11 protein-coding genes are annotated in these 11,904 nt (G+C 68.3%); 7 read left to right on the top strand and 4 right to left on the bottom strand.

All coding sequences use genetic code 11. The annotated features are described in order from the left end of the window. Window positions 1-422: 422 nt before the first annotated feature. Window positions 423-818, bottom strand: a complete 396-nt coding sequence (locus ABIA71_RS12090; RefSeq protein WP_128096965.1) for a DUF2628 domain-containing protein — start codon at window positions 816-818, stop codon at window positions 423-425. A 185-nt stretch (window positions 819-1,003) separates the two neighbouring features. On the opposite strand from ABIA71_RS12090, the gene ABIA71_RS12085 reads away from it, so the two are divergent. Beyond that, on the top strand, window positions 1,004-1,189 hold the full coding sequence (locus ABIA71_RS12085; protein ID WP_128096964.1) for a hypothetical protein: 186 nt from the start codon (window positions 1,004-1,006) through the stop codon (window positions 1,187-1,189). 43 nt (window positions 1,190-1,232) lie between these two features. Here ABIA71_RS12085 and ABIA71_RS12080 read toward each other — a convergent pair whose 3' ends face one another. Next, window positions 1,233-3,284, bottom strand: a complete 2,052-nt coding sequence (locus ABIA71_RS12080) for a TonB-dependent receptor domain-containing protein (RefSeq protein WP_354285387.1) — start codon at window positions 3,282-3,284, stop codon at window positions 1,233-1,235. 505 nt (window positions 3,285-3,789) lie between these two features. On the opposite strand from ABIA71_RS12080, the gene mdoH reads away from it, so the two are divergent. From mdoH to hemC, 5 genes are all read left to right on the top strand, one after another. Then, window positions 3,790-5,697 (top strand): glucans biosynthesis glucosyltransferase MdoH, encoded by a 1,908-nt coding sequence (gene mdoH / locus ABIA71_RS12075; protein WP_354285386.1) that lies wholly within the window; start codon window positions 3,790-3,792, stop codon window positions 5,695-5,697. Between the two features lie 42 nt (window positions 5,698-5,739). Continuing rightward, window positions 5,740-6,405, top strand: a complete 666-nt coding sequence (locus ABIA71_RS12070) for an alpha/beta hydrolase (RefSeq protein WP_354285385.1) — start codon at window positions 5,740-5,742, stop codon at window positions 6,403-6,405. A gap of 3 nt (window positions 6,406-6,408) precedes the next feature. Further along, window positions 6,409-7,455: a sensor histidine kinase gene (locus ABIA71_RS12065; RefSeq protein WP_354285384.1), complete on the top strand. Its 1,047-nt coding sequence runs from the start codon at window positions 6,409-6,411 to the stop codon at window positions 7,453-7,455. Next, on the top strand, window positions 7,424-8,188 hold the full coding sequence (locus ABIA71_RS12060) for a LytR/AlgR family response regulator transcription factor (RefSeq protein ID WP_354285383.1): 765 nt from the start codon (window positions 7,424-7,426) through the stop codon (window positions 8,186-8,188). The genes ABIA71_RS12065 and ABIA71_RS12060 overlap by 32 nt, the downstream gene beginning before the upstream one ends. Before the next feature lie 78 nt (window positions 8,189-8,266). Then, window positions 8,267-9,178, top strand: coding sequence for a hydroxymethylbilane synthase (gene hemC / locus ABIA71_RS12055; RefSeq protein ID WP_354285382.1), 912 nt, complete (start codon window positions 8,267-8,269; stop codon window positions 9,176-9,178). 88 nt (window positions 9,179-9,266) lie between these two features. Here the strand turns inward: hemC and ABIA71_RS12050 are convergent, their stop codons facing one another. Beyond that, window positions 9,267-10,043, bottom strand: coding sequence for a DUF481 domain-containing protein (locus ABIA71_RS12050; protein WP_159497975.1), 777 nt, complete (start codon window positions 10,041-10,043; stop codon window positions 9,267-9,269). Window positions 10,044-10,162: 119 nt separating this feature from the next. Then, complete coding sequence (locus ABIA71_RS12045; protein ID WP_354285381.1) at window positions 10,163-10,780, bottom strand: LolA family protein; 618 nt, start codon at window positions 10,778-10,780, stop codon at window positions 10,163-10,165. Between the two features lie 92 nt (window positions 10,781-10,872). Here ABIA71_RS12045 and ABIA71_RS12040 point away from each other — a divergent pair, with 92 nt between their 5' ends. After that, window positions 10,873-11,838, top strand: coding sequence for a helix-turn-helix transcriptional regulator (locus ABIA71_RS12040; protein ID WP_038686074.1), 966 nt, complete (start codon window positions 10,873-10,875; stop codon window positions 11,836-11,838). The last annotated feature ends 66 nt before the right edge of the window (window positions 11,839-11,904 follow it).

Genomic DNA, 11,904 nt, shown 5'->3' with positions numbered 1-11,904 from the left:
CGGCGAATGTCCTCCGGCGTCGGCCTGCGGCCGCCCCCTCCCCCTTTACTTCGCCTCCAAGGGCATGGGGGCCCAGCGCCCGACCCACCGACAGCGCCAGAAAAGCCTGGCTTCCCCTGCTACCGCAAGCCGAGCCCCGTGGCAGCCGGTAGGCTCCTGGGCAAAGTAAAGGAGGAGGCCGCCACGCGGCCGGGGGACATTTGCGCCAGGAGCCTACCGGCTGCTGCGGGGCCCTCACGCTCGCAACCGGCCCGATCGGAGACGCCAGCCGATCCAAACAGCGCCTGCACGCCCGACCGCCCGCGTAGCGTCGTGCTCACGCTGCCACGGCGCTTGCAGCACGACGCTCCCCAGATGGGAGAAGAACCAAAAAAAAGCCCGGTCATGCGACCGGGCTTTCATTCACTCCGTGAGGGCAGTGCTTACCAGCGCATGCCCGCGAAGGGGTTCCAGCTGGTGTCACCCTTCACCTTTTCCAGGTAATAGGAGTAGTTGGCGGTCAGGGCGATCAGCAGCGACCACGCAATGGCGATGCCGTTGCCGACAGCCTTGGGCATGAAGGCGGCCACCACCATCACCACGATCGACAGGCCCAGGATGGTCAGGGCCTTGCGCCACATGCCCAGGATCAGGAAGTAGATCCAGCTGAAGAACAGCGCGAAGAAGTTGAAGTTGACCTTGATCTTCTCGCCGAACGGCAGCTGCTTGTATGCGGCCTTGAAGGCCGGCGAACTCGGGGCGCCATGCTGGTTGAAGAAGTTGAAGCGGAACTGCCACTTCGGGCTGAGCGGTGCAGAAGAAGAGGTATTGGAGTCCATGTCCGTCGTATGTGTGTAAACGCTTACATGATAGCTGTGGACTTCGGCCTAGCGCCAGTATTTTGGCGCCCCCGAGGGGGGAGTGCAGGGGCCGTCACACATTCGAAAACGTTTTGATATAGGGTGCGCATTCCGCGCGGCGGGGAGCCGTGGGGCGTATCGGAATGCATCGAGAAAACCAGACCATGTCGAGTGTTGTCACCCTGCCCGAACGCGCTGAAGCGGGTCCGTGCATCGCGCCTTGCCCTATTGCCACCCAGGCCCAGCACCAGCTGGCGCAGCTGCAGTTCTCGCAGTCCGCGTCGCGTGCGTTGGCGCGCCCGCCGGTAGTGGCCGACATCGCGGCGGCCAGCACACCGCTGACCGCCTGATCGGCACGCGCGCGGGGAGCCCCCGCGCGCGGCTACGCACGCCTCAGAAGCGCGCGGTCATGCCCAGGAAGTAGCTGCGGCCGGCCACGAAGTAGTCGGTGGCGCCTTCGGCGTACAGCTTCTTGTCGGCCAGGTTGCTCACCCCGCCGCGCACGGTCAGCGTGCTGTTGACGTGCCACGCCGCGGTCAGGTCATACAGCGTGTAGGCCTTGATGAAGGTGCTGGCGATGCCGGCCTGCTTGCCGGTGTACTGCGCCGACACCGTTGCCGAGAACGCATCCACCGGGGTCCAGTCCACCGAGGAGTAGCCGGAGAACTCCGGCGTGTCGATCAGGTTCTCACCGGTGGTGAGGTTCTTGGCTTCCTTCATCCAGGTGGCCGCGGTGCGCCAGCGCCAGTGTTCGCCCAGGCTCAGGTTGACGTTGCCTTCCATGCCGCTGGTGCGGGCGCGCTCGACATTGTCCATGCGCGTCCACCAGTAACCGTTGAAGAAGCCGAGGGGTTCGTACTCGATCTTGTTCTTGAAGTCGGTGTGGAAGTAGGTCAGCCCGGTGTCCACGGTGCCGTTGTCGAAGTTGAAGCCGATCTCGCGGTTGGTGCTGGTTTCCGGATCCAGGTTCGGGTTGCCGGCCATGTAGCAGCCGCCGGTGACATACCCCAGCGGGCGCAGCGAACCGCAGCCGCGGCCGCCGGACTGGGTGGCGGCCGACGCCGCGTTCTCGGTCAGGCTGGGTGCGCGGAAGCCCTTGGAGATGCCGCCGCGCAGCGTCCAGCTTTCGGCCGGGTGGTAGACCAGGTACGCACGCGGGCTGACGTGACTGCCGAACTGCTCGTGGTGGTCCAGCCGCGCGCCGAGGGTGAGGGCAAGCGTTTCGTGCAGCTTCAGCTCGTCCTCGACGAACACCGCCCAGGTATCCACTTCCAGCGATGCGCCGTTCACCGGGTTGCCGGCGTAGTCCACCGGGGCCTGGCCGATGGTGTCGGTGTTGGTCAGCTCCTGGCGCTTCCACTGGCCGCCCACGCTCAGCTGGTGGTCCACCCACAGGGTGAACGGCGTGCTCAGGCTGCCTTCCAGGATCATGTCCTTGGCTTCGGAGCGGCCGGTCGGGCCGATGTCGTTCTTGAATTCGGTCCAGTAGCCGGTGACCTTGGAGGTGCCGAAGGACCAGTTGCCGGTGTGGCTCAGCGACAGGCTGGTGCGCTTGAGCTCGCTGGCGCCCCAGGCGCCGTCGCCTTCGTCTTCCAGCGAGGTGCTGGCAAAGGCCTGCTGCACGCCGTAGCCGGCGTCGAACTGCAGGCTCTGCGCGTCGCTCAGCTTCCAGTCCAGCAGGGCATCGAAGTTGCGGTCCTTCTCGCCGCCATAGGAATTGCCGTACATGCCGCCATTGCTGCGGTCCGAGTCGCGGTTGGTGTAGCTGGCGCCGACGCGCATGCCGATGTTTTCGGTCAGCGGGCCGGAGAAGTTGGTGCCGATCTGCTGGGTATCCCCGCGCTTGCTGTCCTGCGGCGAGGTGTAGCTGTGGGTGGCGCTGCCGCCCCAGGTGGCGCCGATGCGGCGGGTGATGATGTTGATCACCCCGCCCATCGCATCCGAACCGTACAGCGAGGACATCGGGCCACGCACCACTTCGATGCGCTCGATCTGGTCCGGCGAGATCCAGTTGAGGTCCTGGCGGCCCAGGTCGGGGCGGTAGTTGGTGGAGGCCGAGCTGCCCACGCGCTTGCCGTCCACCAGGATCAGCGTGTAGTTGGACGGCATGCCGCGCAGCTTGATCTTGGACTGTTCGCCGGCGGCGCTGAGTCCGCCGGTGACCCCGGGAATGCGGCTGAGCAGGGTGCCCAGGTCATGCACGGGCTGGCGCTCGATATCCTCGCGCGAGATCACACTGATGCTGGCCGGGGCATCCTTGATCCATTGCTGGTTGCCCGAGGCGGTGACCACCACGGTGTCGAGGTTCTTGGCGGCGGGCTCGCCGGCGGCGTCGGCCAGCGCAACGGCCGGGGTGGCCAGCAGCAGGCACACGGCCATCGCCAGCGGTGCACGGACCAGGCGCGCAGGACGACGGTGCAGGGGGGAGGGGCGGGGAGCAGACATGAGGGTCTTCCATGGAGGGGTAAGGAGTACCCGACCGGGAAGCGACTCGCGAAGACAGCACGACGAAGCAGGCAACCCGACCGGAGGGACTGCGCACGGCGCGGGGCCGACGCGTCTGGGTGGGTAGTGCGGAAACGCATGCCTGCCTGGTTAACGTAATGATAACCGTTTACAAAATGAATGGGGAGAGCCCTGTGCCATAAGGCCTGCGGCGTTCTGTCGCAGCGAGGCCGTGGATGCCGCGGCCCGGCCAGGCTGAATGGGGAGGAATCACGAAAGGAACTTTCGCGCCCGGCTTACATTTGCCCCCCTATGCTGAGCCGCATTTTTCGTCTCGGTACGGTGGAGAGTTCGTGGGTTCCGGTAGTGACAGACAACAGCTGCGTGCCGGCCACGGCCCCGCGCAGGCAGGACGCAAGCACGCCGCTGGGCGTGTCGGGATCTGGATGACCCTCTCCGCACCGGGCACGCCCGGCCTGTCATCACCCACGCAGGGGCGCCACCGATGAGTGTGCAGTCCGTCATGCACGTGGCCGATGCCGGGCAGGCGATCCTGCCGGCCGAAGTGCCGATGTCGATGCCCGAGCAGTCCTTCAGGGACGGCCGGCTGCAGGTGCCGCGGCAGCGCACTGCGCCGCGGTTGATGGCATTGCGGCGCTTCTACATCCTGGGCGGCACGGGGGCGATGACCCTCGCCGCGACCGTGATGATGTGGAAGGTGCTGGCCATGAATGGCATCAGCGTGCTCGAGGCCTGCCTGCTGGTGCTGTTCGTGGCGCTGTTCGCGTGGATCGCGCTGTCGTTCTCCGGCGCGGTGGCCGGCTTCCTCACCGCCGTGTTCGACCGGGGCTACAAGCTCGGCATCGACCCGGACCAGCCGTTGCCGGTCGTCCACACCCGCACCGCGCTGCTGATGCCCACCTACAACGAAGACCCGCGCCGGCTGCTGGCCGGCCTGCAGGCCATCTACGAATCGGTGGCCGACACCGGGCAGCTGGCGCAGTTCGATTTCTTCGTGCTCAGCGACACCCGCCGCGAGGACATCGGCCGGGCCGAAGAGCAGGCGTTCGCCGCGCTGTGCGATGCCGTGGGCGGACACGACCGCCTGTTCTACCGGCGCCGCGGCGACAACAGCGGGCGGAAGGCGGGCAACATCGCCGACTGGGTGCGTCGCTTCGGCGGTGGCTACCCGCAGATGCTGATCCTGGACGCCGACAGCCTGATGACCGGCGACACCATCGTGCGCCTGGTGGCGGGCATGGAACACAACCCCGACGTGGGGCTGATCCAGACCCTGCCGGCGGTGATCGGCGGGCGCACGCTGTTTGCGCGCATGCAGCAGTTCGGCGGGCGCGTGTACGGCCCGGTGATCGGCCGTGGCGTGGCCTGGTGGCATGGCGCGGAAAGCAACTACTGGGGCCACAACGCCATCATCCGCACCCAGGCCTTCGCCGAGAACGCCGGCCTGCCCGCGCTGCCGGGGCGCGAGCCGTTCGGCGGCCACGTGCTCAGCCATGATTTCGTCGAAGCGGCGCTGATGCGTCGCGGCGGCTGGGCCACGCACATGGTGCCCTACCTCAAGGGCAGCTATGAAGAAGGCCCGCCCACCCTGACCGACATGCTGGTCCGTGACCGGCGCTGGTGCCAGGGCAACCTGCAGCACGCCAAGGTGGTCGGTTCCAAGGGCCTGCACTGGGTCAGCCGCATGCACATGATGATCGGCATCGGCCACTACTTCACCGCGCCGATGTGGGGCATGTTGATGCTGGTCGGCATTGCCATCCCGCTGTTCCAGGGCGGCATCGATTTCAACGAAGTGCTGCACCTGTCGCCGAGCCTGTACTGGCGTCACCAGGACGAAGAGAAGGTGATCCGCATGTTCGCCATCACCATGGTGGTGCTGCTCACCCCCAAGGTGCTGGGCTACGTGGCCATGCTGCTGGACCGGGTGGAGCGCCGCGGCTGTGGCGGCGGCATCCGCGCGCTGCTGTCGATGCTGCTGGAAACCCTGCTGGCCGCACTGATGGCGCCGGTGGTGATGTACGTGCAGTCGCGCGGCGTGGCCGAGGTGCTGGCCGGCAAGGATTCGGGCTGGGATGCGCAGCAGCGCGACGACGGCGGCATCTCGTGGCCGGCGCTCATCCGCGGCTATGGCGGGCTGAGCGTGTTCGGGCTGTTCATGGGCGTCCTGGCCTATGCCGTGTCGCCGTCGCTGGCGGCGTGGATGGCCCCGGTGGTGGTGGGCATGGTGCTGGCCATTCCGGTGGTGGCGCTGACCTCCTCGCGCAGTGCCGGTACGCTCATGCATCGGTTGCGGCTGATGGAGATTCCCGAGGAAACCGCACCGCCCAAGGTACTGGTGCGCGCGGCCGAACTGCGCAGGGCCGCAGCGGAGCACACCGCGCTGGGCTGAGCGGCGCGGCATAATGCGGTTCGACCGTAGTGGAGCCGCATCATGCTGGACAGCGTCATCAACGAAACCGGTACCGACCCGCAATGGGCGGTGCTGTGGCTGCACGGCCTGGGCGCCGACGGCAACGACTTCGCCCCGATCGTGCCCGAGCTGCTGCGCCCGCACTGGCCGGCCATCCGCTTCGTGTTCCCGCATGCGCCGGTACAGCCGATCACGATCAACAACGGCGTGCCGATGCGCGCCTGGTACGACATCGTCAGCATGGACTTCCGCTCGCGCGCCGACGCGGCCGGCGTGGCGGCCTCGGTGCAGGCCCTGGATACCCTCATCGACCAGCAGGTGGCCGCCGGCATTCCGGCCGAGCGCATCCTGCTGGCCGGCTTCTCGCAGGGTGGGGCGGTGATCCTGAGCGCGGTGCTGCGCCGCAGCCGCCCCATCGGTGGCCTGATCGCGCTGTCCACCTACCTGCCCGACCCGGAGACCGCTGCCGCCCAGCGTGCCCCGGACGGCATCCGGCCGCCGGTGTTCATGGCCCACGGCGTGCAGGACCCGGTGATTCCGCAGGCGATCGCCGCGCACACCGCGCAGACGTTGAAGGACCTCGGTTTCCCGCTGGAGTGGCATTCCTACCCGATGGCGCACCAGGTCTGCGCCGAGGAGCTGGAGGCGCTGGGCGACTGGCTGGACGCACGGTTCCAGGCCGCCTGAGCCATGAACGACCCGCGCCAGCAGCCGTGGTTGCCCGAGCTGTGCCGGTTGCCGCGGCTGGCGGCGATGCTCGGCCTGGCCGAGCTGGTGGTGGTGGTGGTGGCGTTGGCGCCCGATGGCAGCCGCCACTGGAGCGTGTCGGATTTCCTCTCGGCCAGCGGCTTTGCGTTGTGGCTGTCGCTGGCGGTCACGGTGTGCCTGTGCGCGGCGCGCACCGCGTTGTCGCGGTTGCCTGAAGCGGCCGGCACGGCGCTGGCGGTGGCCATGACCGTGCTGATCGCCGCCGCCTGCGCCGGCGTCGTGCACGGCCTGTACGGCGTGCTCGATGCCGAGGGTTTCGCCCGGCACATCGGGTTCTGGCGCTTCACCCTGGGCAGCGCCACCATGACCGCCCTGATCGTGGCGCTGGCGCTGCGCTACTTCTACGTCAGCGATCGCTGGGCCGCGCAGGTAGTGGCCAACGCGCGTGCCCAGGCCGACGCGCTGCAGGCGCGGATCCGCCCGCATTTCCTGTTCAACAGCATGAACCTGATCGCCAGCCTGGTGCGCCGCGACCCGGTGGTGGCCGAGCGCGCCGTGCTGGACCTGTCCGACCTGTTCCGCGCGGCGCTTGGCGCGGGCGAGGGCGACTCCACCCTGCAGGCCGAGTGCGAACTGGCCGAGCGTTACCTGTCGATCGAATCGCTGCGCTTGGGCGAACGCCTGCAGGTGCAGTGGCAACGCGAGGAACCGTTGCCCTGGTCGCTGCCGATGCCGCCGCTGGTGCTGCAGCCGTTGGTGGAAAATGCGGTGCTGCACGGCATTTCGCGGCTGCCCGGGGGCGGCACCATTGTCATCGCGGTGTCGTGCGCGGACGGCCAACTGCATATCCGGGTGCACAACCCCGCGCCGGACCCGCAGGGTCGCGCGCTGCCGCTGACCCAGGGCGCCGGCCATGCGCAGCGCAGCATCGCCCACCGGCTGGCGTGGCGCTTCGGCCCGGCCGCGCGGATGACGGGAGCATGGAGCGACGGCTACTATGCGTGCGACATCACCATTCCGGTGCCGTGAGGAAACAGCCTTGAAGGTGGTCATTGCCGACGATGAGCCGCTGGCCCGCGAGCGCCTGCGCAGCCTGCTGGCCGAACAGGCCGGCGTCGAGGTGGTGGCCGAGGCCGAGAACGGCGAAGAAGCCCTGCATGCCTGTGCCGCACTGCAGCCGGACCTGGTGCTGCTGGATATCGCCATGCCCGGCCTGGACGGGCTGGAAGCGGCCCGCCACCTGGCCACCTTCGACCCGCGCCCGGCGGTGGTGTTCTGCACCGCCTATGACGCCCATGCGCTGTCGGCCTTCGAGGCCGCCGCGATCGACTACCTGATGAAACCGGTGCGCCCGGAACGGCTGGCCGCGGCGCTGGAACGTGCGCGCACTTTCCTGGCCGGGCGCAGCGGGCATCCCGGTACGCCCAGCCAGCAGGCCCGCACCTTGCTGTGCGCGCGCCTGCGCGGCAGCCTGCGGCTGATTCCGATCGAGGACATCCACTACCTGCAGGCCGAGGAAAAGTACGTGGTGGTGCACCACGCGCGGGGCGAAGACCTCATCGAGGAATCGCTGAAGTCGCTGGAAGAGGAATTCGTCGGCCGGTTCGTGCGCATCCACCGCAACTGCCTGGTGGCCCGCCACGAGCTGCTCGAGCTGCGACGAAATGGCGCAGGCCAGGTCCAGGCCGTGCTGCGCCATGGCAAAGCCCCGCTGGAGGTCAGCCGGCGCTGCGTGGCCAGCATCAAGCAGGACCTCCTGTAGGTATCGATACGCGGAGTGTCCGCGCGGCGAAGCATGCCGCCGTTGGCCGATACGCCCTGCTGCGCGGATAATGGCGGCATGACAACCCTGCGCATCGCCACCCGTAAGAGCCCGCTTGCCCTGTGGCAGAGCGAACACGTTGCCGACCGTCTGCGCCAGGTGCACCCCGGGCTGGACGTGGTGCTGGTGCCGATGAGCACCCGGGGCGATGAAGTGCTGGACCGTTCGCTGGCCGCCATCGGCGGCAAGGGTCTGTTCCTGAAGGAGCTGGAGCTGGCGATGCTGCGCGGCGATGCCGATTGCGCGGTGCACTCGCTCAAGGACGTGCCGATGGAGCTGGACGCCCCGTTCGCGCTGCCGGCCATGCTGACCCGCCACGATCCGGCCGACGGCTTCATCTCCAACCTGTATGCCTCGGTGGACGCGTTGCCGATCGGCGCACGCGTGGGCACCTCGTCGCTGCGCCGCCAGGCCCAGCTGCGCGCGATGCGCCCGGACCTGGAACTGCTGGACCTGCGGGGCAACGTCAACACGCGCCTGGCCAAGCTCGACAACGGCGGCTACGACGCGATCGTGCTGGCGGTGGCCGGGCTGGAGCGGCTGGGCCTGGGCGGGCGCATCGTGGCCCGTTTGAACGCACCGGCATGGTTGCCGGCCCCGGCGCAGGGCGCGGTAACGGTGGAATGCAATGGCGAGGATGCCCGGGTGATGGCGTTGTTTGCCGCGCTCGACGATCCACGCACCCGTGCCTGTGTCGAAGCCGAGCGCGCCATGAACCGTGCGCTGCATGGCAGCTGCCACGTGCCGGTGGCCGGGTTCGCGCAGTGGGAAGGCGAGGATCTGTTCCTGCAGGGCCTGGTCGGCGGGGTGGCCGATGGCCGCCTGGTGCGTGCCGAGGCGCGTGGCCCGGGCCGTGACCCGGATGCGCTGGGCAGGCAGGTGGCGGCCGGGTTGCTGGCCGGTGGGGCAGGGGAATTGTTGGGCGTTTAGCCGGGGTGCCGGGCGTGCCGGCAGCTAGGGTGTCGGCAGCCGACCAACGGTCGGCTCTACCGGGCGGCAGAGCCGATCGGGGACACCGTTATTTGAATTTGTAGACCACGTTCATGGTGGTCAGGGTGTCGGTCTTGCGCTTGTCTTCGGCCACGTCGCTGTTGTAACGCGCCTGCCAGCCGGCCTTCAGCGCCAGGTGTTCGTTCATGCTCACCGACACGCCGAAATCGTTCTGGCCGAAGGTGTTGTACGAACCCGACTCCACCAGCAGCGTGTTGACCAGGTCGGTGTTGGGGGTCAGCGAGTACTTCACGTCGAACAGGCCACGGCCGATCAGGCCGGTGCGGGTTTCATCGTCTTCGGTGTTGTGCGTGCGGCGCACACCGGGGCCGATCTGCGCGTCCATGTAGAAGCGGTCGCCTTCCACCAGCCGGGTGCCGTAACCCAGACCGAACGAGCTCTGGCGGTCGTAGGTGGCGAAGTCGTCGCGTTCGTAACGCACCGTGGCCGTCAGCTGGCGGTGCTCGCCCAGCTGCAACGCGCTGCCGGCGCTCCCGGTGTAGCGGTTGGCGGTGGTGTTGCGGCGCTTGGTAACGGTGCCGTCATCGGCGGTCTCGACATATTCCGAGCGCGAGCGCAGCCCGAACAGGTCCATGCTGTGCACCCAGTCGTCGTCGGTGTAACGCAGGCGCAGCCGACCGTTGGCACTTTCGGTGTTGCTGTTGCCCCGGGCCGAGGCGAAGCCCAGCTCACCGCCGCTGCCGCTCCATGGCGAGGTCATCGCAGCCGGATCGGTGGTGTCCTGGGCGAACGCCGCCGGGGCGCACAACAGCAGGGGAACAAGCAACGAGACGCGCAGGGACATCAACGGTTCTCCGGATCAACCAGTGGGGGACGGGCAACGGGGGATGATACTTGATGCATCCGGCGCGAAATTCCCGCCCTCTGCCGCCGCTTTAGGCGGGGTTCGGTCGAACGGCCTGTTCAGGGAAGATCGATGCGCAGCGCCGGGTCGTCGAACCGCGAGAAGCGCAGCGTGATCCGGAACGTCTCGCCCTTGGTCTGGCCCTGGCGCTCGATCTGCACCGGCAGGCCCTGTGCGTTGATCCAGTACAGCATGCCGTCCGGCGCGGCGCTGGCGTGGCGCACCCGGTATTTGTGGGCCGGTTGGCCGCCGATGGCGTCGCTGCCCAGGTCGTCCACCTGCAGCTGGGCCGGGGCCACGTCTGCCGGCAAGGGATTGCGCCACTGCGCCAGCAGGCCCAGCGGCACCGGCACCTGGCGGACCTCGCCGGCGCGTTGCAGGAAGAAGGTGTCGCCGATGATCAGCTGCGGGCCGTCATCGGTGATCAGCCGGTAGCGGTCGGGGGCAACGAAGTCCATCGTCGCCTCGACCGTGCGCGGCCCCTGCATGCGCAGGCTGGCGTGGAAGCTGCGCAGCTGGCCGAAGCGCTGGCTGGCGCCCAGCACCGCCTGCACCGGATCCACCGCGGCCGGGATGGTGCCCTGCGCCGGGGCCGCCGCGGTGGCGGCCGGATCGGGCGTGCGTGCGCACGCGGACAGCAGCAGGGACAGCACGGCAACGGCAGGTAACAGGCGCATGACAGGCGGCAACGGGGGTTTCGGGGGCTCCACGATAGCCGAAGATGATGCCGAAGCCGCCACAACGACGGCGACTCGGACATAATCGGGTCATGGACCGATACGAACGCATCAACGCCCTGCATCGCCTGCTCAAGTCCGCCCGTTACCCGGTGACGGTGGCCACCCTGCAGGAAAAACTGGAGTGTTCCCGCGCTACCGTCTACCGCGACCTGGCCTTCCTGCGCGATGCGCTGATGGCGCCGGTGGAGGGTGACGGCGAGGCCGGCTTCCGCTACCAGGACGACGAAAGCGACCGCTTCGAGCTGCCGGGCCTGTGGCTCAGTTCCGAAGAGCTGCACGCACTGCTGGCGTCCCAGCACCTGCTGGCGCGTACCGGCGGCGGCGTGCTGTCCTCGGTGCTGGCCCCGCTGCAACAGCGCATTGAAGGCCTGCTGGCCGCCCAGGCCGGTGTGTCCACCTGGCCGGTGGACCGGGTCCGGGTCATTCCGCACCGCGGCCGCAAATTCGACGAAGCCAGCTTCCGCGCCGTGGCCTCGGCCGTGCTGGAGCGCAAGCAGCTGGCGTTCGAGTACCGCGCCCGGTCGACCGACGAGGCCACCAAGCGCACCGTGTCGCCGCAGCGCATGACCCATTACCGCGACAACTGGTACCTGGATGCCTGGGACCACGGCCGCGAAGGCCTGCGCAGTTTCGCGGTGGACCGCATCTACAAGGCCCGGGTGGTCGACACCGTGGCCCGCGACGTGGATGACACCGAGCTGGACGAGCAGCTGGGCGCCAGCTACGGCATCTTCTCCGGGCCGCCCAAGGGCTGGGCCACCATCGTCTTCAGCGCCAAGGCCGCGCGCTGGGTGGCCGACGAGCATTGGCATTCCAAGCAGCAGGGGCGTTTCCTGGCCGACGGCCGCTACGAGTTGAAGGTGCCCTACAGCGTGTCGCGCGAACTGCTGATGGACGTGCTGCACTACGGCTCGGACGCGGAGATCATCGAACCGGTGATGCTGCGCGAACAGGCCAAGGCGCTGCTGGCGCTGGCCCTCAGCAATTACGAGTGACCGCCGGGCTCATGCCCGCCGGTCATATGCCACCGATACCGCACGGCCGGGGTGTGCGGTAAGGTT

Source organism: Stenotrophomonas sp. 2619 (assembly GCF_040548725.1).
Lineage (GTDB): Bacteria > Pseudomonadota > Gammaproteobacteria > Xanthomonadales > Xanthomonadaceae > Stenotrophomonas > Stenotrophomonas maltophilia_AP.
Note: the sequence above shows the minus strand (reverse complement) of the source record. Positions and strands in the feature narration are given on the sequence as shown.